Consider the following 21,176-nt stretch of genomic DNA (forward strand, 5'->3'; position numbering starts at 1 on the left):
AACTCACGTGATGCGCGGTTGAGCTCGTTCAAAGAGATGGCCGACGTCAGTCCAGAACCACCGTGGTCGTCCTCACCTCGGTATACGACAAGAGTTCATCGATCGACTCTTCACGGCCGACACCCGACGCTTTTGTTCCACCGAATGGTAGGCCCCAGTAGTGTCTGCTACCGCCATTGACGATCACATAGCCGGCGTCGACCTGTCGAGCCACCGTAAGCGCTCGCGTGGTGTTCGAACTCCAAACTGTCGCAGTAAGTCCGTACTCGACACCGTTCGCGATGCGCAATGCCTCGTCATCAGTCTCGAACGTCACGATCGATAGCACAGGACCGAAGATCTCGGTTTGCTCGACGAACGATCCGGGCACGACGTCAGCTAACACCGTGGGGGAGAGGAACCATCCTTCCTCTCCCAAGCCCTCGGGCCTCGCACCTCCGGTGACAATCCTGGCGCCGTCGCTCACCGCAGTGCTGATCGCGTCGACAGATTTCTGATACTGCGCCTCGGAGACGAGTGGACCCATCTGAGTCGACTCGTCGAGAGGGAGTCCGACTCGAATAGCGCGGACCAGTTCAGCGACGCGTTCCGTCAGCTGCGCAGCGACGGAACTGTGAACGAGAAGGCGGCTGGTGGACCCGCAGCTTTGACCTGCCGTCCAGGTGAAGTTCATGCCGTTGACCGCACCGTGAGCCGCCTTCTCGAGGTCGGCGTCGGCGAAGACGATCTGTGCATTCTTGCCCCCCAGCTCGAGCGAGATGTGCTTCACCCCCACCTCCGACGCGTCGCGTTGTATGGAGCGCCCTGTGGCGGTGGAGCCGATGAAGCCGATTCTCCTAATATCGGGGTGCCGAACGATCGCGCGCCCAGAGATCGAACCTCGGCCACTGATCGTGATGAGTAGGTTGGTCGGCAGTACTCCAATTGCGAGTTCCGCGAGTCGCAGCGACGAGAGGGGAGTCTGATCGGGAGCTTTCAGAAGAACCGAGTTGCCGGCGACCAGAGGCGCTGCGATCTTGGAGAGAGCAAAAAAGATCGGGTGATTGAACGCCCCGATGCGAGCAACCACGCCGAAGGGTTCGTTCGTCGTGAAATGGAGATTTTCGCTGACCGGCACGGTTCGCCCACCAAGGTCGAGGGCCATGTCTGCGAAAATGTCGATCAGTTCGAGTCCGGCTTCGACGTCTCGCCGCATCATAGCGAGAGAGAATCCGCCGTCGACTGCGTCGAGCATGGCCAGTTCCTCTGCGTGTGACTTGACGACCTCGGCGAATGTGCGGAGCTGTGCTGCTCGTTGCCGCGGTGGGAGAGCCGCCCACAACTTCTGCGCAGCCTTCGACGCAGCTACAGCACGGTCGACGTCGGCCACCGAACAGTCGGGAACCAAGGCGAGCGGCCTGCCGGTGGCTGGATTCTCGATTTCGTAGCGATCAGTGACGTCGATCGGCTCATTGTCGACAATCACGTTCCACTTATTTTGTCCGATCCACTGCTGGTTCATGCTGTCTCCTGAATCACGGGATCGAAAGTCCCTTGTGTTCGAGTGCGGCGAGGGAACCGCCACACGGTGTCGTCGTCGAAGCCGGACCCTAGATCGGGAAGGTCTTCGCGATCGCCGCCATCGATGTCGGTCGGCACCGCGCCCGCCCTTATCACGGCTAGGTGCATCTTGGCGAGAGCATCGACATTAAGAGCCTGGATAACAGCTCGTTAAACCGTTGTTCCCGCAGACGTGAGCCCATAGCCAGCCTGTAGCACCACCGTGGCTTCGCCCCTTTGAGCCAACCATGGCGGCACCGCGTTCGGGGGTGCGAATAAGTGCAGAACTCTCATACACGGGGATTCCTACGGTGGCGAGATGCATTGCCGGAATATTGAGGGCCCCGATGATGGGCCGATGCGCTGGCCGACGAGAGTGATTGCCACGACGGCGGGAGGGTGCGCATGCACAACAGCACGCATCTCATGCCGACTGCGAAGCACCGCAAGGTGTAGCGGGAGCTCGTTGGGCACACTCCAGCCAGGCGGTAGCGAGTTGCTATCTCGTTCCCGTGAACTGCGCACACCAAAGCAGGAGCGATGTCGGCGCCCGGGCTCACAGCACCTGCTACACACTGTCGCTGAAGTCGACGACCGAGGTTGCGTACCCGGCACCAACGTGCTTAGGCTCCTTCGCGTACCGCGCTCTTAGTTCAGCCCACCGCCTTCCTACTTCTCTACCGCCCTCGAGATATGCTGAGGGAGCGGTCCCATACGGGTGGCGGGCCGGACCTGGCGTGATGTATCCGGCAGACTCGAACTCAGCTCGATCAATCTGGATGCTATATGGCATGAACTTGGTGATGTCGCCATCGGGAAAGAGCGGGTCGGTAGCCCAAACGATGCCATCGTGGGCGACTTGAGCGTCATCCCAAGCGCCCGCCGCTATGGCATCCCGAAGGACCAGCACGGGCTCCGGACCGCAGGCAACGTCACCGCTCCATGCCGCTGGTACCTCGCCCGGGAACGCGTTGAGCGACGTCAGCCAGTTGTCCGCGGTCGGTAACAACGGAAAGCTGCCATGCACTGCTTCGAGATCATTCTTGTATGCGTCGTTTCCCGGAAGCACACCCAGGTGTTTCGCAGCGACGATCTGCGGGAGCTTTGCCAGCTGTCCGTAAGCTTCAGACGAAATTTTTCCCTTGAACACGCCCGTATTGTCGTAGACCACGAACGCCGCATCGGGCATCGCTTCGACGAGTGCAGAGTAGTACGCAACGACTTGCTCGTCATCAAGGGGAAGCCACATCGGTCGACCTGCGAAGAGACCGTCAGCTCCGAGACTCATCAGCTTCTTGCCGCGAGAAATTGTGTCGCGGGTGTTCAACGTTGAGGCCCCGCAGAAAACCGGTATGCGATGCGCGACGGTGCTGATGACGGCATCATTGAAGGCAAGCAGCTCGTCGTAGGTGAGTGTCGCCACCTCGCCGAAGGTGCCGTTCGTCAATAAAACATCGACTCCAGAATCGACAATCAGATCCACCATGCGAACGGTCTCGTCGAGATTGACCGTGTCGACAGCTTGAGCGGAGTCTGAGCCTTGCCTCGACGGCGTCGGAACGATGCCGACAATACCGGTGATATCGGCTGCGGTGATGCCTCGAGCCGTCATAGTTCATCCTGATCGTAGAAGGCGCCAGCCCGGTAGATTGGCTTGAGTGGCGGAGTAGGGTTAACGGGCGCGGGTGTCGCGTTGAGAATCGATTCCGGTTCTTCGTAGAGCAGGCCAAAAGCCTGCAGTGCAGGAATGTCGTGCATCGAGAAGAGCTGTACCGACTCAGTCGGGGAGGCATTCACCCATCGAAAGTTAGTCCAGTTCGGAAGCGCGATGACGTCGCCGGGCACGAAGCTGATCGTCTCGTCATCGGTGACGAACGAGCCGGAGCCAGAGATAACGTAAGTGATCGCGCTGGATGAACGGCGGTGGGCCTTGCCATCGAACCCTGGGGCGAGGCGTTGCACCCAGCAGTCCATGGTGGCCATCGTCGGGCCACCAGTCACCGGATTGGCGTATCGCAGCGCCAGCCCGTCGTAAGGGTTGCCCGCGTCGAGGTCGTAGAGATTGAGGCGCGCTTTGACTTCGCTCCAGGGATAGCGCACGGGCAGTCTGCTCTCGCGACCGCGTTCCCACGTTGGACGCAGCCAGTGGCTGCGGGTTCCGATGCCTTCGCTGCTCGAAGGGCGCACGTTCTGGCTGTCGTCGCCGTAGGGCTCGTAGTAGACTGCACCGAGGGCGAAGAGAAGGCCTATGTCGAGGCCGTCGAGCCAGACAACGTCGGAGTCGCTCGGGTTGTGGTGGTCGTGCCACGAGAATCGCGGGGTGATCAGAAGATCGAAATCTTCCATGGGCAGACGCTCGCCGTCGACGGTCGTGAAAGCCTCCGGATCTCCCTTCGTGATGAATCGCACAGCGCCCATGGTGTGTCGATGCGACCAGCATACTTCGCCCGGCTTCACGAGCTGGAAGCCGGCAGAGATGGTGTGCGTGGTGGCGCTTCCGCGATCGAGGAGACCAGGGTTGACGAAGGTGAGGTGCCGCCTCGCCGTGTCGACGGGCCCGAGTGCAATGGTCGCCTCAGCGAGGGCCTTCTCGACATCGTCCCATGCCCACCGGTAAGGGATGCCTGCGGGGCGAGGCCCGCCAATGGCCCGCATCAGGTGCTCCTCCGCAATCCACTGACCGCGCAAGTACTGCCCTGCTGCCTGCTGGTCGAATGCTGCGAGCGCTTCGGCCTGAGTGGCTGCGGGGGTTTCGATATTGACTGAATCCATAGCTGGTCTCCTTCGGCGACGCTAAGTTACTCTGTCCTCAACAATACGATTCTGCGTGCGAGAAGGCAAGAGTTCGCGATGCTTCTATTGATTTCCTTGCGGCTGTACACACCCCAGGGACAGCGGCTTCGGGAAATCAACATCATTCAAGGCATACTGTGCCGAACAGGACCGCACGCGAACTTTCATCAGCAAATTACTATATTGGCTATCTACTAATTAGCCGCAAAAAATAACGCTGGCAACTTCGCAATCACTCACTCACAGTAGCCAATTAATTGTCAAGACCCATATTTCCGAAACCCCGGAAGGTTTCATTCCTGCCCTTTACCGGCTCTTCAGAATTGAGAGTGTAGTTTCGGTCTGAATCCGCCGGATTCCAGCAGCGATCTGGCGACATAGTTGGTGAGATTCCGGAAGCCGAGGGCAGATCCTCGTAGGTGTTCGAGTCTCCCATTGATCGCTTCACTTGGGCCGTTTGATGTGCCGGGTCGCTCGAAGTATGCCAGCACGTCCTGGGCCCGTCGTTTGAGGGTGCGCCCGAGAGTTCGGAGCTCGGTCAGCGCGGTGGGGACGCCGCTGCTGAGGGAGTCAATCACGGCTTGCATCATCTGCTGACCTTTGGCCCGGTCTGGTTCCCGGTAAGCGGCAACCATGCGCTGGTAGGCGCCGCAACTGGCTTCGACCTCAACATGCGTATCAGCGGTGAACAGGGTTTCCAGGCGTTGGCGTTGGTTCTCGGTGAGCAGGTCCGCGCCTGTGTGGATGGTCCGGCGAGCCGAATACAGCGGGTCCCCGGCCCGTCCGCGGTGCCCGCACGTCTGCTGCTGAACCCGCCGCCGGCACGAATCAAGGGCATCGCCGGCCAACCGGACGACGTGGAAGGGATCCATCACCGGGACCGCGTCGGGGAGTTCCTCGGCCGCGGCGCTCTTGAACCCGGAGAACCCGTCCATGGCCACGACCTCAACCCCGTCCCGCCATTCTTGGGGGCGTTCCTGGAGCCAGGTCGCGAAGGCTTGTTTCGAGCGGCCCTCGACCATGTCCAGCAGGCGGGACGGGCCCGTGCCATCGCGGATTGGGGTCAGGTCAATGATGACGGTGACGTACTTGTCTCCGCGGCGGGAGTGCCGCCACACATGCTCATCAACACCAATGACCTTGACCCCGTCGAAGCGGTGCGGATCATCGATCAAGACCCTCCGTCCTTCGGCCAGGACGGCCTTGTTCGCGGTATTCCAGGTGACGCCGAGTCCTTCGGCGATCCGGGCGACCGTGAGGTGCTGGCAGACGACGCCTTCCAACGCCCAGCGCAGCCCCCGGCGGGAGAGTTTCGCCCGCGGCTCGGCAGCCTTGGAAGTATCCTGCCGCCAGACGTGCCCGCACCCGGCGCAGCGGTAGCGGCGGATGCTGACCAGCAGTGTGGTCGGCCGCCACCCGAAGGGTTCATGGCCCAGCCGACGGGTCACCGTGTCACGGGGAACGCCCTGGCACCCGCACTTCCGGCACCAGTCATCAGGATCAACAACACGGCAGGCAAGGACGGCGCGGCCCGGGCGGACATGCTGCCCGGTCACTTCGAGTCCGAGTCCGTCGAGGCGGCAGAATGTGGTCAGGTCAGGGCTTTGGAAGGTAGCGTTAAACACGAGGGCCTTGCGGTAGAAAAATCACGATCTAGACAATCCGATTCTCTCCCAAGGCCCTCACCCCAGCCGAAACAACCTCCCCGCCCCGGACTTCTCACGCGGCAGCGCCGATTACACTCTCAATTCTGAAGAGCCCATTTACCGGGCATGGGCAGAGGCTGGGGGGTGGGTTGAGGGCAGGACGGGCCCTGGCGCATGGCGCCCCGCTTTCCAAGACGTGCCGGGCAGGGGCATTGACAGCCAGGCGGTGTCTGATCCTTGGCATACGCGCCGGCCATCCACGCCCGTCGCAGTGGCTTCTGCCCGCTCTGTCCGGGGAAACGCGCTCTGTCCCGGGAAGCCACTCACCCGACCCTGGCCGGCGGTTCGCAGGAGTGGCGACGTCACCGTGGTCAGACCCCGCGGATCCTCCAGCCGTCAGCGGGCGTGTAGACAGCGATGACAGGGCCCTCAGCAAAAGCCAGATTGACCCCGAGGTACGCCGCAGGACAGCAGAGTTGCACGGCAGGCCCCGCAGGGCATCTGTCGCCTTTGTCAGAGCACCGTCAAGGCTCGCGCAGCCGAGAACGGATCGCCCGACGGACCGGTCCGTCACGTACTCCAAAAGGTAAAGCATGCCCGGAAGCATGACACGGCCATCAGCGCCAGGCAAAGGGCCCTAGGTCCCACCGTTTGCGCCGCAAGCAGCGCGATGAAACGTTCCGGCAGGATCAAAACCAATCCCGGGGGCTGATCTGGCCACTCATCACACCTGGAGCAGGCGCCCGCAGGAGCATCGGCGTACCCCCTGCTCAGCCCGCAGCGGGGTGCCTGAACGGGTCCACTCATGCCCTCAGGCCTCCTCCGATCCCAGGGCCACAGGGATCGCCGAGGTCAGCGGGTCCGTTCTTGGCGCTCCTGACAACGCTGCCCGGACCGCAACCCATGCCCCGGGGCCGCCCCGGGGTGCGGAAGGCCAATGGCGCCGCCGCCGGATCATTGCCGCTGCAGCCCATATGCGCCGCTCCCGGGCCGAACGGGGCTCCGGGAGCGCGGACCGGTGGCCCTTGTCCGAGGGCAAACTGTTGGCCCGGGCAGGGGGCAGACGGCGTTACCGCCTGTTATTTTGGATGATGGAAGTATAAAACAGTCAAGCAGGGTTTCTGTTGTGAGGCCGGGAGGCAGATATGGACGAGTTTTCCGATTTCCGGGCACCGTTATACGAGGTGAAGGCCAACCTGTTCAAGGGCCTGGCGCATCCGGTGCGGATCAGGGTATTGGAGCTGTTGAGTGCAGCGCCGGAGGTGTCGGTGACGGAGATGCTTGCCGCGACCGGGCTGGAGGCTTCGCATTTGTCCCAGCACCTTTCGGTGCTGCGCCGTTATCATCTGGTGACAGGTGAACGCCGGGCCTTGCAGATGTTCTATTCCCTTGCCTACCCCCAGGTCGCGGAGCTCCTGGCGGTGGCCCGGCTGCTGCTCAACGACATGCTGCGCAACACCCGCGAACAGCTCGAGCACTCAGCGGCGGGCACTCCTGAGACTGCACCGGCCGTGGCCGGGTGAGTGCCCTTAGTACCGCCCGTGCGCTGCTGCCTTCCTGGCGGGACTACAGTGAGCTCCCGCGCAGCTGGAAAGGGGACCTCGTCGCCGGCATCACGGTCGGTATCGTGGCGTTGCCCCTGGCGCTGGCCTTCGGTGTCAGCTCCGGCGCCGGTGCGGCCAGCGGGCTGATCACCGCAGTGATCGCCGGGGTGGTCGCAGCGGTCTTCGGCGGGTCAAACATCCAGGTTTCCGGGCCAACCGGTGCCATGGTCGTCGTCCTGGGCCCGGTCATCGCCACGCAGGGGATCGGGGCGCTGGCCGCTGTTTCGGTCCTGGCCGGGGTGATCGTCATCGCGGCCGGGGTACTGAAACTCGGCCGTGTGGTCGCCCTCCTGCCCTGGCCGGTGATCGAGGGTTTTACCCTCGGGATCGCGGTCATCATTTTCCTCCAGCAGGTCCCTGCCGCGTTCGGCGTCAAAGCCGGGCCCAGCAGCAACGCCGCCGTTGCAGCGGTCCAGGGGCTCGCCACGGGGTCCCCGGCTGCACTGGTGGCCCCGCTGGCCCTGGTGGCACTGGTCGCGGTGATCATGATCGCCGCGCCCCGGATCCACCCGCAAATCCCCGGCTCACTGATCGCCATCATCATCGCCAGCCTCGCGGCCCAGCTCCTGGATCTTCCGGTGGCGCGGATCGGGGCGCTGCCGGATACCCTGCCGGCCCCGGTCATCCCCGCCCTGGACTGGGCCACGGTCGCTGCGCTGGCCGGCCCGGCGGCGACGATCGCGGCCCTGGCCGCCATCGAGTCGCTGCTCTCGGCGCGGGTCGCAGCCTCAATCTCCGACACCGGCCCTTATGACGCGGACAGGGAGCTTGTGGGCGAGGGCCTGGCATCGGTCTGCTCAGGGTTCTTTGGCGGCATGCCCGCTACCGGCGCCATCGCCCGGACGGCGGTGAACATCCGCTCCGGCGGCCGGACCAGGGCTGCAGCGGTCATCCACGCCCTGGTCCTGCTGGCCGTGGTCTACCTCGCCACCGGCCCGGTCTCCCGTATTCCCCTCGCTGCCCTCGCCGGGGTTCTGATGATCACGGCCACACGGATGGTCTCACTGGCAACACTGCGCAGCGTCGTCGGCTCGACCCGCGCCGACACTGTCGTTTTCTTCGTCACCGCCCTGATCACCGTTTCCTTCGACCTGATCCAGGCCGCGGCGATCGGGATCGCGGTCGCGTCGTTCTTCGCCCTGCGCACCCTGGTCAAATCCAGTGGGGTGCATCGTGAAGAAATCCCCGGCGCGGTCCAGGACGGGGATGAGCACATCGCCGTGTTCCGCCTCGATGGGGCCCTGTTCTTCGCCGCCGCCGAGCGCGTCCTGGAACGGGTCAGCGCGATCCGCAACGTCGACGTCGTCATCATCCGCATGTCCCAGCTCCAGGTCCTGGACGCCACCGGGGCCAGAGTCATCACCGACATCGTCAACGCCCTCGAGCGCCGGGGCATCACCGTGCTGATTAAAGGCATCCAGGACCGGCACCTGGCCTTGGTCACCCGGGTCGGTGTGCTGGAGTCCCTGCGCCACCACAAGCACCTGTTCGATGAGCTGGCCCCCGCGGTGGAGCATGCCCGCAGCCATGTGGCCCGCGCCAGGGCCGCCCGCACCGCCGAACAGCAAGCACGGGGCAGCGCGCCCGCCGGGGGCGCGGAGTCCGGAAAGACCACGGCACGATGAATGATCAGGAGCACCGTATGCTGCCATCAGCCCGCCTGGAATCCCGGCCGCACCGGGAGTCCATGCCGCGTTACCTCCTGGGTTTCGGACTCGCGGCCCTTCTGCTGTTCGAGGTCCGGGCACTGCTCGCCGGGCCCACGAACCCGGCCTGGCTGGCCGCGGTGGTCCTGACCGGCCCGGTCGTCGGTATCCCCGCGGGGATCGCCGCGTTCCGGCGCCGCAATGCCCCAGCCCGTGGTCCCGCGGGTGCTGGCAGCCCGCGCCCGGGCGGGGCCCGGCCGTGAGCGGGGAAGGTATGCCGCTGCCTGCCTGGAAGTACCCCGGGGCCGGCGGCGCCGGGTACCCGGCGGACGCGGCCGCCTGGGACCGCTGGTACGCCGCCCCCGGCTACGGCTGGCCGGCGGCAAGCCCGACCGTGCGCGCAGCGCTCAACGGGCTGATGCCAGGGCGGGCCCTGGACCTCGGATGCGGGGGCGGCAGGCACGCCGTCTGGCTGGCCGGACGCGGCTGGCATGTGGAGGCCCTGGACTTTTCCGCGGAAGCCTTAGCCAACGGGCTCGAACGCGCTTCCGCCGAAGGAGTCACCGGCCGGATCACCTGGGCCTTCGCCGACGTCACCGGGTACACTCCCGAGCCGGCGAGCCTGGACCTGATCCTTTCCGCGTTCGTGGACCTGCCTGCACCGGATTTGGAACACGTCATCGACCGCACCGCCCCCGCCCTCGCGCCGGGCGGAATCTTCCTGTTCATCGGCCAGGATCCCCAAGACCCGCACCAGGGAACCACCGGACCACGGGACCCTTCCAGGCTGCACGGCAGCACCGAGGTCGCCGCGTGGGCCAGGGCAGCAGGTCTGGAGATCGAATCGGCCGGAACCCTCTCCCGGCCCCTCCCCGGATACCGCCGGCCCGCATTGGACTGCGTCGTCCTGGCCCACCAACCCCACCGGGCTGCGGACGTTCGGTCCCTTAACACCCGCCTGTCCGCCCGGAATACCGCCTGCCGCGGCGGCCCTGGGAGCGGCCGACACCGGAGAACACGATGTCCGTTCCCCGGACCCCAACGACTGATTCCCGCCCCCTCATTTCCGCCAGCCCATATTCCGGAAGCAGGTCCCCATGCACCGTCATCTGACCAGCATCTGGTCTGCTTCAGCCGAGCTTGAAATGCTGCAAATGCAGACCGACCGTGCCCACGAGGCCCTCGTACAGGCCCTTTGCAAGGCGATGGCCGCGCAGATGCCCCCAGAAGAGGTCGCCGCCGCAGGGAACATGAGCCTGCCCGAACTCTTCGACACCCTCCGCAAGCACACGCCCGCCCCGTCCGTGGAAAACCACGACGCCATACACGACCTCTAAGCTCCCAAACACCCCACGAAAGTTCCACAGCCCCGCGCCCGTGCCCCCAAAGCCGCGCCCCAACCGCTTCAGACAAGCGCCAACCACCCCAACAACCCAGCCGGTATGCAGCCAGGAGCCATCGATGAAACCACACCTTCCCTTGACCACCCACACTGTTCCTGCCCGCGGAGCCCAGGTTCTCGGAACCGGCTTCTACCAACCCGAGAGGGTGCTGACCAACAACGAACTGAGCCGGATCGTGGACACCAGCGACGAATGGATCCGCAGCCGGGTCGGCATCCAAACCCGCCAAATCGCCGACAACGAATCCGTAGCCGACATGGCGACCCGGGCAGGAATCGACGCCCTGCAGGACGCGGGAGTAAACGCCCGTGACCTGGACCTGATCATCGTCGCGACCGTCACGGCCAAAGACCGCTCTCCCAGCACCGCAGGCCGGGTTTCGGCCGCCCTGGGCGCGGCCTCGCCGGCCGTTTTCGACATCAACGCCGCATGCTCAGGATTCACTCACGCGATGGCCATCGCGGACCAGGCAATCCGCGCCGGTTCAGCAACCACTGCAATGGTCATCGGAGCAGAAAAACTCAGCGATTTCACCGACTGGTCCGACCGGAGCACCTGCGTTCTGGTCGGAGACGGGGCAGGCGCAACCGTCCTGACCGCCTCCAACGAACCCGGAGTGGCCCCCGTACACTGGGGCTCGATCCCGGACCTGGCGTCAGCAGTCAGGATCGAAGAACCCTCGCTGGTCCTTGAACAGGAAGGCCTCACCGTCTATCGGTGGGCCATAACCCAGGCAGCCCAACTGGCCCGAAAAACATGCGAACTCGCAGGAATCGAACCCGAACAGCTCGCCGCGTTCATCCCACACCAAGCCAACCTGCGCATCATCGAACCCCTTGCCCAACAACTCGGCATCAAACCGGAAATCACAGCCCGGGACGTTACCCCATCCGGGAACACCTCATCCGCGAGCATTCCCCTCGCCCTCGCCAAGCTCGTCCGCGCCGGGGACATCGCACCGGACAGTCCCGCCCTGCTCTTCGGATTCGGCGGTGGTTTCTCCTACGCCGGGCAAGTCATCCGCACCCCCGGACCCCGTAGCCGCCCAACGGCAGGTGCCCCGTCCCTCACCTAGCGTCCGCGCGCCTGAACTCGGGCCCGCCCTCGACCATCGACACGCCTAAAGATGCGGGTTAGATTCAGCGCACGCACCAACACCGAGAAGAAGTGAGGAACACCAAGATGAAAACGAAGCTGGTATTCGCGTCAGGTGTAGCACTCGGCCTGGTCCTTGGGACCAAGGCAGGCAGGGAAAGCTACGAGAAAATCAAAGTGAAACTCCGCGGATTCTGGCAAGACCCCACGGTCCAGGACAAAGCACCTGAGCTTCAAGGGCAGGCAAGCCAAACGGTGACAGAAAACAAGGAAGCAACAACTGCCGCACGCCAGCACAACACCGCGCTCCACCATGAAGGCACAACATCCAGCCACTCTCCCCACGACCACGCAACGGCAGATGGGCCCGAAAGCGCCTTCTACGGCATAGGCGGGCCGGCCTCAGGAGAGGCCCCGGAAGCTGAATCCCCACACCAGCACCCACGAGAGACCGGCAACTAAGACCACACCGAGCAGACATCAGGTTCTGGCCGACCTGAAACATGAGGATGGCCGGGGTTACCGTTAGCCCTTTCCGGTTCCGGGACTCCGCGCCATTTAGCGACAACAGAACACCGCCATATAGCGCCGAAGCTCACAAAAAACGTGAAAAAAGTTGTCGTTTTCAGAAGTCGCCTGCACCACTTCATGCGGAAGTATGGCCCTGGTGCACAGGACTGTTGACATCCGTTTGTCAGAAGCCACCTGCACTACCGGTATTTTCATCAGAAGTCGCCTGCACTAGCCTGAATTATGGTCAAGAGTCGTCTGCACCGTCGGCGCCAGTCATGACATCGGATGACCCGCAGATTCTTGAGCGGGGCCTGCTGGGCATGTCGGATGAGGCGTGGGAGCGCCTGCGCCGGCAGGACGAGGTCATTGGGCCTTTGGCGGCCATGGCCACGGTCACCCACGCGGCGGCGGACAGCGCGGCCGAAGAGTTGGGATTGTCGAGACGGCAGGTCTACACCCTGATCGGCCGGCGCCGAAAGGGCACCGGTCTGCTGACGGACCTGGCCCCGGGCCGGTCCGCCGGCGGCCGGGGAGGCGGGCGCCTGCCGGAGCCTGTGGAGGCCGTAATTCGTGAAGTCGTCCGGAAGACTTACCTGACGAAGCAAAAGCCGTCCCTGGCGGTTGTGCACCGCCAAATTATGCGCGAATGTACGACGCTGGGGTTGGCCGTGCCGGCAAGGAATACTGTCGCCCACCGGATCGAGGCGCTGCACCCGGTGGAAGTCAGGCGCAGGCGTGAGGGCAGCGACGCCGCCCGGCCTCTGCAGTCGGCCGGCGGAAAGGTGCCGGACATCGTGGCCCCGTTGGACCAGGTCCAGATCGACCACACCGTGATTGACCTGATCATCGTTGATGACCGGGACCGGCAGCCCATCGGCCGGCCCTACCTGACGGTGGCCATCGATGTTTACAGCCGGTGCATTCTGGGAATGGTCGTGACCCTGGAGGCACCGTCTGCGGTGTCGGTTGGCTTGTGCATCGCGCACATGGCGTGTGACAAGCGGCCCTGGCTGGAAGCCCTGGGCGTGGACGCGGCCTGGCCGATGAGCGGCAAACCCTGCGCACTTTATTTAGACAACGCTTCGGAATTTAAGAGCGAGGCGTTGCGCCGCGGTTGCGAGCAGCACGGTATCAATCTCAATTACCGGCCACTTGGGCGCCCGCACTACGGCGGCATAGTGGAGCGCATCGTCGGAACGGTGATGCAGCGGGTCCATGAACTTCCCGGGACGACTTTCTCGAACCCGGGACAGCGGGGCGGTTACGATGCCGACAAAATGTCCGCCCTGACCTTGACGGAGCTGGAACGCTGGCTGGCCTTGGCTGTCGCCGGCTACCACGGCAGCATCCACGGATCCCTGAACCAGACACCCGCCGGACGCTGGGACGAGGGCGTGAAAGAGTTCGGTGCGCAGCCTGTCGTTGCGCATCCCGCCGCGTTTCTCATCGATTTCCTGCCGGTCATCCGGCGCCGAATCACCCGCACCGGTTTCGTCATCGACCACGTCCACTACTTCGCGAACGTGCTAAAACCCTGGATCGCACGGCGGGACCGGGAGGAAAAATTCATCATCCGGCGGGATCCGCGGGACATCAGCAGGGTCTGGGTGCTGGAACCGGAAGGAACGGCCTATGTGGAAGTCCCATACCGCACCGTTTCCCACCCGGCGGTGACGTTGTGGGAACACCGGCAGGCGCTGGCGCGGCTCCGTCAACAGGGACATGACCAGGTCAACGAGGAAGCACTGTTCCGCATGATGGATCAGATGCGCGAGATCACCGCCACCGCCCAAAAAGAAACCCGCAGATCACGCCGGGACCTGCAACGGCGGCGCCACCTCCAGGCCTCCGGACCCGTGAAGAACCGGTCGGCTCCACCTGATGAAATGCTCCCGCCCACAAATGACGAGGCGGCAGCCCGTCCTTTTGACGAGGTCGAGCAGTGGTGAACATCGATGACTACCCGCCGCCGGATCTGTCCCATCTCCAGCCCTGGGCGCAGGTTATGGCGCGCCTTCCGGCGGAGGAACGGATCCGGCGCATTCGGGCGGACCGCTGGATCGGCTACCCCCGGGCCGTGCAGACTCTCACCCGGCTCGAGACACTCTATGACTGGCCCGGCAAACAACGCATGCCTAACCTCCTGCTGATCGGACCGACCAACAACGGCAAGTCCATGATCATTGAACGGTTCCACCGCCAGCACCCGGCGCACTCCACCGCGGACCAGGAACACATCCCAGTGCTGTGTGTCCAAATGCCCTCCGAACCGTCCGTCCCGCGGTTCTACACGGCCGTCCTCGCCGCGCTCGGTGCGCCCCCGGGACCGCGCCGGCGCGTAGCTGACCTGGAACAGCTCACCCTCGCTGTGCTGCGGCGCGTCGGTGTGCGGATACTGGTGATTGACGAACTGCATAATGTGCTGGCCGGCCGTGCCGATGTCCGGCGCGAATTCCTGAATCTGCTGCGCTTCCTGGGAAACGAGCTGCGGATCCCGCTGGTGGGGGTCGGGACCCGTGAGGCCTATCTCGCGATCCGCTCCGATGACCAGCTCGAAAACCGGTTTGAGCCCGTGACGCTGCCCTTATGGGAAGCCGATGGCGACCTGCTGTCTCTGCTGGCAAGCTTCGGCTCCTCCTTCCCGCTGCGTACGCGCTCGAATCTGGCGACCGATGACATGGCCCGCTACCTCCTGACCCGCAGCGAGGGCACTATCGGGGAGCTCACATCGCTCCTGACCGAAGCCGCAGTAGCCGCAGTGGACAGCGGCGAAGAAGCCATCAACCACCGGACCCTGACCCTGGCTGAATATGACGGTCCCAGCGTCCGGCGCCGGAAGTTCGAACGCGAACTCAGATGAGACCGCCGGAACGCTGGCCCCTGCACCCGGCGCCGGCAGAAACGGAATCGTTGTCCTCCTGGCTGCGGCGGATTGCCTCCAGCTACGGCATGGAATCCTCCGAGCTGCTCGAACACGGCCTCGGCCACGGGGAACTCAGCGACCCCGAGCTGGATCTGAACCCGCCGACGGACCTGCTCGAAGAGCTCGCCAAGCGCACCGGTCTTGACCAACACCGGATAAACGCCATGACAATGGCCGGATGGGTGCCATGGCTCTTCGACAGCCTCGACCCTGCCCCCGGCGCTTACGAAACCTATGTGCACCAGCTCTCGGTACTCCTGCCGCCCAAGCGGCGCACTATCTACACCCCGCGGAAGTGGCTGCCATGGCTGTCGGAAACCGGGATGCGGCGGGGCTGCCCGGACTGCCTGGAATCCAGCCCGACGCTACTGCTCTTCTGGCAATTGCCGCTCATGGCCAGCTGCCAGGTACACGGGCGCCGGGTCGAAACCTACGAAGGACGCCCGCCTGACTACATCCTGTGGGCAACTCCCGCCGATGACCAGCGGCCCCTGCCGGAGCCGTTGTCCCTCATGGACCGGCGCACATGGCAGGCGATAACCACCGGATCCGTTGACTTGCCCCGGTATCCGGTTCACGCCGGCACTTGGTTCCGGCTGCTGCGGACCCTTCTGGACGAACTCACCACAGCCCAGGGACGATATGGCCGGCAACTGGAGGACGTGCGCCGTGTCTGGGAACACTGCGGTCACCCGTTCCGGGCCGGCCTGCATTCGTGGCAACCGTTCGAGACCCTCCACTGGACTGCCCAGCAGCAGCTGCTCGAAGCAGCTGCCGCCGCGATGGAAATGATCGAAGCCGGCTCACTGACCGCCCTGGGCACTTCCGCACACCTCTTCAGGCCCGAACCAAACCCCCGGATCAGCGACGGAACCCCGCGTGGCACACTGACAGCAAGCGCCGGCGCTCAAGAAAGACCGACCCTCGATGAGCTCTTGAAACAGGCAACCGACGCACTGGACGCCTGCATCGCAGCAGCCAAAGAAGACCCGGTCGTCGCGCAGCACCTCTTCGACTTCGCACGGTACGGATGCCGCAGTGACCAATCCCTGCGCGGCCTCCGGCAAACCTTCGCCGAGCTTCAGATACCCCTCGACTTTCTGTCACAAACAGAGAACCAATCACCCTTTGCCTGACTTAGAATAAATAACGGGTTAAGTGACATATTTTGCATCCGCACTGATTTGCAATCCCACTGTCACTTAAACGAACGTATAAAAGACAGAGGAGAACCCAAGTGCTCGTCGGCTACATGCGCGTCTCAAAGGCGGACGGCTCTCAGACCATGGACCTGCAGCGCGACGCGCTCCTGGCCGCCGGCATCGGCGCGGACTCCCTCTATGAAGACCGTGCCTCCGGGAAAAAGGACGACCGGCCCCAGCTGGCCGCCTGCCTCAAGGCTTTGCGCCGCGGCGACACCCTCATGGTCTGGAAGCTCGACCGGCTCGGCCGGGACCTGAGGCACCTGGTCAACGTCGTCCACGACCTCACCGAACGCGGCATCGGACTGAAGGTCCTCACCGGACAGGGCGCCGCCATCGACACCACCACCGCTTCCGGGAAGCTCGTTTTCGGGATCTTCGCGGCCCTCGCCGAGTTCGAACGCGAACTCATTTCCGAACGCACCCTCGCCGGGCTCGCCTCCGCCCGCGCCCGCGGCCGGAACGGCGGACGCCCCTACAAGATGACCTCCGCGAAGCTCCGCCTCGCCATGGCGTCCATGGGCAAGCCGGGAACCAAAGTCAGCGAACTCTGCATCGAACTCGGCATCACCCGCCAGACCCTCTACCGGCACGTATCACCTACCGGAGATCTGCGCCCCGACGGCCAAAGGCTCATTTCCCGGTAGGGCGCGGGCTGCGCCGGACGCGGAGGGCGGGATATTGGCCGGACCCTCGCGGGGCCAGGTTGGCCGCGGCCGGGGCCAGGGCAGCCACCACTAGAGATGGCACACATCGCGCTCTTGCAGCATCATGCCGGAAGCACCCGCTTCCGAATAATCCGCCCAGACCAAAGCCAGGGCCGGGACTGTCCCCACGCCCGGCACGCAGCCGGGGCCCAGAGCTACCAAGGCCCCCTGCTTGGTTTGCTCTTCCGGTTGCCACCCCATTCGGGGCTGGGGTCGGTAGTGTCGGGTCATGGATAGCGGCACCTTGGTCAATTTCTTGTTGGTTCTCTTTTTTGTGCTGTTGGGAGGGGTCTTCGCCGGTACGGAAATGGCGCTGGTATCCCTTCGCGAGAGCCAGGTGCGTCAGATAGGAAAGCTTGGGAAGGGCGGGGCGAGGACTGCCGCTTTGGCCCGGAATCCCAATCGATTCCTCGCAACTGTCCAGATCGGTGTGACCTTGTCGGGTTTCTTCTCAGCCGCCTACGGCGCTTCCACGATTGCACCCGATGTGGCACAAATCCTGGAAGGTTTGGGGATGGGCCCCGCAGCAGAGCCGGTCTCCGTTGTCGGAATGACGTTGCTGGTGGCGTATATGTCCCTGGTGCTCGGTGAGCTGGTGCCCAAAAGGTTGGCGATGCAGAACGCGGTTGGCTTCACGAAGGTTCTGGCCCCTCCGCTGATCATCCTTTCGCACGTTATGCGGCCTGTCATCTGGATGCTGTCCGTTTCAACCAATGCCTTGGTCAAGCTATTGGGCGGCGATCCCCACGCCAAACAGCAGAGCGTCAGCTCCGAGGAACTCTGGGACATGGTCGCGGAGAGCGACATGCTGGAGGAACCCAGCCGAAGCATCCTCAGCGACGTGTTTGGGGCCTGTGTTTCGTCAACTTTAAGTAGGCCATTTCAGCGATAAGAATCAGGCCACCTCGGCACGTTTCCAGGCCATTTCAGCTGTTTGGTTATTTCATCAGGGCATTTTTGACCCGGTAGGACTCACCACGGAATTGCAGCAGGCGCCCGTGGTGCACCAGCCGGTCGATGACGGCTGCTGCCATGTTGTCGTCCCCGAACACCGTTCCCCAGCGGGAGAATTCGAGGTTGGTGGTGATGATGAGGCTGCGTTTTTCGTAGCCGTCGGCGATGACCTGGAACAGCAGTCTGGCCCCTTCGGTATCGATCGGGAGGTATCCCAGTTCGTCGATGGCCAGGAGCTGGTTTTTGGCCAGGGAAGCGAGCTCCTTGTCCAGCCGGTCCTCGTCCTTGGCCCTGCGCAGCATCATAACCAGGGCGGAGGTGGTGAAGAACCTGGCTGGGATGCCCTGCCGGCAGGCGGCTGCCACCAGGGCGGTGGCCATGTGGGTTTTGCCGGTGCCCACGTCCCCGTAGAGAACCAGGTCCTGGGCCCGGTTGATGAACTCGAGGGATTCGAGGGGTTCGCGGCCGTAGTCCTCGGGGAACCTGACGCTGGTGTAGTCGAATCCCGTGAGTGTTTTCAGGGCAGGGAGCCTCGCGGATTTCAGCAACCGCTGGCGGCGTGATTCCTGCCGGGATTCGTGTTCGGCCAGGAGCACCCCGTGCAGGTATTCGCGCTGTTTCGGGGTGCCTTTCTCGGCCCATTCGGTCAACACGCTGCCGGTCAGTGAGGCATGTTTGCCCGCTTCGAGGATGTCCTGGACGGTGATCGGGTTCATGCGACTTCTCCGGTGCTCGTGTTCAGGGTGGTGAAGGTGTCATAGACGCTTAAGTCCACGTTGGCGGCGGCCGGTTCGGTGCCGTGGGCTAACCGGCGGGCGAGCATCCCCAGGGCTGCCATGTCCGGAGTGTCTCCGCGGCGGATCAGCGTGTCGGCGGCGGCCATCGCGGCGTCGAAGCCGGCGGACCCGGTCGCGGCATCCACCGCGTTGAGCAGGCGGCGACGGTCCGTGGGCGCCGCGGCATCGAGCCAGTCGCGGACCGGGTCGGTGACCAGGGCCCGCAACGGGGAATGGCTCCAGGCTCCGGGCTTGGTCACGAGCAGCGGAACCAGAGACTCGGGGTCGAAGATCGTCTCGGCCTGCCGGCCGAACACCCGGTCAAAGGACCGGATCGGCTCGGAGTGCTCATCCAGGATCTGCACCACGTCGTGGCGCAGCCCCACGGTGAGCATCCGCCCATGGAAGGAGGACCCGGCGGCGTAGGTGTTCCCGTCAATGAGCAGGTTCCCGGTCTTGTCGGCCTTGCGCGATTCGTAGCGCACCGGGTCGAACCCGACCCCGGGCAACGCCAGGGATGAGGCAACGTCGTGGGTGAACAGTTCGCCCAAGGGCAGGCCCTTGCGGTAATGCGTGGTGGTGGCCAACGCGTCGCACCGGGCCATGAGCACCTCGTTCAAGGCCTGCAGGCTGGAGGCCACTGGTTCGGGAACCATGAGGTTACGGCGCAGGAACCCGACCGCGTTTTCCACGTTCCCTTTTTCATGCCCGGAGTACGGGTTGCAGTAGCGGGATTCGGAGCGGTAGTGAAGCTTGAACGCCCCGAACAGTTTCGTCTCCACGACCTTGGTGCCCACCCGGCGTCCGATGCCGGTGGCGTTATCAAAGACCAGGTGCCTCGGTGCGGCCCCGATGTGCTCGAACACCTTCCGTAGTCCGTGGCAGACGCATTCGGCGGTTTCGCCGCGGTATGCCTGGACGAAGCGCATGTTCGAGAACGGGAAGGTCACCACCAGGATGTGCAGGATCTGCCGGATCCCGGCGATGATGGCCTCTGCCTGACCGAAGTCGACCTGCGCGGTCCCGGCGGGCCACACCAACTCGGTGAAACCAACACCGGCGATCCTGTTGCGGGCCGTCCATTTCTTCACGAACCGCTGCACCGGGGAATACGTGCCGGTGAAACCATGCTCCTCCACGAGCCGGTCGAAGACGCGTTTGGCCGTATGCCGTTGCTTGCGGTTCCGGCGCTGGTCCTCGGCGAGCCACGCTTCGATAATGTGCTCGAACCCGGTGAGCACCGAGGCCCCGAGCCGGGCCAGCGGCGCCGGCGGTTCCGGGGAGTAGTTCTCCTGATCGGCGTATCTGGTCACCGAGGACCGGCTAACACCGAGCCTGCGGGCGATCTCCCGGCCCGGGACTCCCTGGGAGTCCAGCCTTCTGATATTTTCTTGTACGGACATGGGTACCGTCATCTGCTTTCCAGCCCTTCCGGCGCATACGCTTCGCAATGGCAGCGCCGTAAGGAACCTATCTGGGGGTGGCGGGCCCATGTCCCTGACACTCTGGGAAGGGCACCGGCCACCCGGTGATCTCTATCTCCAGGCAAGCCCCCGAAACCATGATTTCGGGAAGAAAAAACTGGCCTGATTCTTACCGCTCTTTTGGCCTGAAACGAGCCACCAACTTGGCTCAAATACCTGGCTGAAACGGCCTACAGATAGTCGATCACACACAGGGCCGGGGACCGCTCCCTCCACGAAGTCATGCGCCCCCGCACCGAGGTGGCATTCATCAACGGCGCACTGAGCATTGCGGCCGCCCGCAGCATCGTCAGGGACGGCCCGTACTCGCGCTATCCCGTGATCGGACGGACCGCGGATGACGTCCTCGGTTTCGTCCACATCCGTGACCTGATGCCCCAAGGCGACGGGTACGAGGAGGGGACAGTGAAGAGCATTGTTCGCGAGATTCTTCCGCTGCCGGGAACGAACAGGGTGCTGCCATCGCTGGCCAGGATGCGCCGCCTGGGTCACCACATAGCGCTGGTGGTTGACGAGTATGGGGGCACCGACGGCATCGTCACCCTGGAAGACTTGGTTGAGGAACTGGTGGGTGAAATCTACGATGAGTACGACACCGGGGCCGACCACGAGGACCGCGTCAGCGTGTCCAACGGTTCTGTCGACGTCGACGGCGGCCTGATCCTGCAGGAGTTTGAGTCAGCGACCGGCATAGCACTGCCCGATGGGCATTACGAAACAGCCGCCGGATTCGTCATGGATCGTCTCGGCCGCCTGCCCCGGCGCGGGGACCGGGTGGAAGTGGCAGAGCACGTGTTGACGGTGGTCGCGATGGACGGCCTGCGCATCGGGCGGATCCGGGTCACGCCCGTGAACGAACGGCCGGTGGAACTTTGAGTACTTCCGGGCCTC

At 64.0% G+C, this 21,176-nt stretch carries 19 protein-coding genes and 1 pseudogene; 13 read left to right on the forward strand and 7 right to left on the reverse strand.

Annotated features, from left to right (window positions below; all coding sequences use genetic code 11):
- Positions 1–46 precede the first annotated feature (46 nt).
- From ABRP28_RS20635 to ABRP28_RS20655, 5 genes are all read right to left on the reverse strand, one after another.
- A complete protein-coding gene (locus ABRP28_RS20635; RefSeq protein WP_205834947.1) occupies positions 47–1,501 on the reverse strand; it encodes an aldehyde dehydrogenase family protein in 1,455 nt (484 codons plus the stop codon).
- 344 nt (positions 1,502–1,845) lie between these two features.
- A complete protein-coding gene (locus ABRP28_RS20640; protein ID WP_374153003.1) occupies positions 1,846–2,154 on the reverse strand; it encodes a class II aldolase/adducin family protein in 309 nt (102 codons plus the stop codon).
- Positions 2,108–3,151, reverse strand: coding sequence for a dihydrodipicolinate synthase family protein (locus tag ABRP28_RS20645; RefSeq protein ID WP_169998708.1), 1,044 nt, complete (start codon positions 3,149–3,151; stop codon positions 2,108–2,110). Before ABRP28_RS20645 ends, ABRP28_RS20640 begins: the two co-directional genes overlap by 47 nt.
- Positions 3,148–4,311 carry a cupin domain-containing protein gene (locus ABRP28_RS20650; protein WP_169998706.1) on the reverse strand — a complete coding sequence of 388 codons (1,164 nt, stop codon included), beginning with the start codon at positions 4,309–4,311 and terminating at the stop codon, positions 3,148–3,150. Before ABRP28_RS20650 ends, ABRP28_RS20645 begins: the two co-directional genes overlap by 4 nt.
- 338 nt (positions 4,312–4,649) lie before the next feature.
- Complete coding sequence (locus ABRP28_RS20655; RefSeq protein ID WP_374153004.1) at positions 4,650–5,957, reverse strand: ISL3 family transposase; 1,308 nt, start codon at positions 5,955–5,957, stop codon at positions 4,650–4,652.
- A gap of 1,166 nt (positions 5,958–7,123) precedes the next feature.
- On the opposite strand from ABRP28_RS20655, the gene ABRP28_RS20660 reads away from it, so the two are divergent.
- The 12 genes and pseudogenes from ABRP28_RS20660 to ABRP28_RS20715 form a co-directional block, all read left to right on the forward strand.
- Positions 7,124–7,501 (forward strand): metalloregulator ArsR/SmtB family transcription factor, encoded by a 378-nt coding sequence (locus tag ABRP28_RS20660; protein ID WP_350005856.1) that lies wholly within the window; start codon positions 7,124–7,126, stop codon positions 7,499–7,501.
- Positions 7,498–9,207 carry a SulP family inorganic anion transporter gene (locus ABRP28_RS20665; RefSeq protein ID WP_350005854.1) on the forward strand — a complete coding sequence of 570 codons (1,710 nt, stop codon included), beginning with the start codon at positions 7,498–7,500 and terminating at the stop codon, positions 9,205–9,207. Before ABRP28_RS20660 ends, ABRP28_RS20665 begins: the two co-directional genes overlap by 4 nt.
- A 17-nt stretch (positions 9,208–9,224) precedes the next feature.
- On the forward strand, positions 9,225–9,491 hold the full coding sequence (locus tag ABRP28_RS20670; protein WP_350005852.1) for a hypothetical protein: 267 nt from the start codon (positions 9,225–9,227) through the stop codon (positions 9,489–9,491).
- 11 nt (positions 9,492–9,502) lie between these two features.
- On the forward strand, positions 9,503–10,372 hold the full coding sequence (locus tag ABRP28_RS20675) for a class I SAM-dependent methyltransferase (protein ID WP_374153005.1): 870 nt from the start codon (positions 9,503–9,505) through the stop codon (positions 10,370–10,372).
- A gap of 10 nt (positions 10,373–10,382) precedes the next feature.
- Positions 10,383–10,565 carry a hypothetical protein gene (locus tag ABRP28_RS20680; RefSeq protein ID WP_350005848.1) on the forward strand — a complete coding sequence of 61 codons (183 nt, stop codon included), beginning with the start codon at positions 10,383–10,385 and terminating at the stop codon, positions 10,563–10,565.
- A gap of 124 nt (positions 10,566–10,689) precedes the next feature.
- A complete protein-coding gene (locus ABRP28_RS20685) occupies positions 10,690–11,706 on the forward strand; it encodes a beta-ketoacyl-ACP synthase III (protein WP_350005843.1) in 1,017 nt (338 codons plus the stop codon).
- Positions 11,707–11,813: 107 nt separating this feature from the next.
- Positions 11,814–12,188, forward strand: a complete 375-nt coding sequence (locus ABRP28_RS20690) for a YtxH domain-containing protein (RefSeq protein ID WP_350005841.1) — start codon at positions 11,814–11,816, stop codon at positions 12,186–12,188.
- A gap of 326 nt (positions 12,189–12,514) precedes the next feature.
- On the forward strand, positions 12,515–14,188 hold the full coding sequence (locus tag ABRP28_RS20695) for a Mu transposase C-terminal domain-containing protein (protein ID WP_350005860.1): 1,674 nt from the start codon (positions 12,515–12,517) through the stop codon (positions 14,186–14,188).
- A gap of 2 nt (positions 14,189–14,190) precedes the next feature.
- Positions 14,191–15,099 carry a TniB family NTP-binding protein gene (locus ABRP28_RS20700; RefSeq protein ID WP_350005858.1) on the forward strand — a complete coding sequence of 303 codons (909 nt, stop codon included), beginning with the start codon at positions 14,191–14,193 and terminating at the stop codon, positions 15,097–15,099.
- Positions 15,096–16,298 carry a TniQ family protein gene (locus tag ABRP28_RS20705; protein ID WP_350005839.1) on the forward strand — a complete coding sequence of 401 codons (1,203 nt, stop codon included), beginning with the start codon at positions 15,096–15,098 and terminating at the stop codon, positions 16,296–16,298. Before ABRP28_RS20700 ends, ABRP28_RS20705 begins: the two co-directional genes overlap by 4 nt.
- A gap of 101 nt (positions 16,299–16,399) precedes the next feature.
- Complete coding sequence (locus ABRP28_RS20710; protein ID WP_350005837.1) at positions 16,400–17,011, forward strand: recombinase family protein; 612 nt, start codon at positions 16,400–16,402, stop codon at positions 17,009–17,011.
- Between the two features lie 289 nt (positions 17,012–17,300).
- Positions 17,301–17,924: pseudogene (locus tag ABRP28_RS20715) on the forward strand (CNNM domain-containing protein); the annotation flags it as partial.
- Positions 17,925–18,009: 85 nt separating this feature from the next.
- Here ABRP28_RS20715 and istB read toward each other — a convergent pair.
- A complete protein-coding gene (istB, locus tag ABRP28_RS20720; RefSeq protein WP_219885469.1) occupies positions 18,010–18,741 on the reverse strand; it encodes an IS21-like element helper ATPase IstB in 732 nt (243 codons plus the stop codon).
- Positions 18,738–20,204 (reverse strand): IS21 family transposase, encoded by a 1,467-nt coding sequence (istA, locus tag ABRP28_RS20725; RefSeq protein ID WP_350005835.1) that lies wholly within the window; start codon positions 20,202–20,204, stop codon positions 18,738–18,740. Before istA ends, istB begins: the two co-directional genes overlap by 4 nt.
- A gap of 303 nt (positions 20,205–20,507) precedes the next feature.
- Here istA and ABRP28_RS20730 point away from each other — a divergent pair, with 303 nt between their 5' ends.
- Positions 20,508–21,161, forward strand: a complete 654-nt coding sequence (locus ABRP28_RS20730; RefSeq protein WP_350005833.1) for a transporter associated domain-containing protein — start codon at positions 20,508–20,510, stop codon at positions 21,159–21,161.
- Positions 21,162–21,176 lie beyond the last annotated feature (15 nt).

Source organism: Pseudarthrobacter sp. WHRI 8279, assembly GCF_040224115.2.
Classification (GTDB): domain Bacteria; phylum Actinomycetota; class Actinomycetes; order Actinomycetales; family Micrococcaceae; genus Arthrobacter.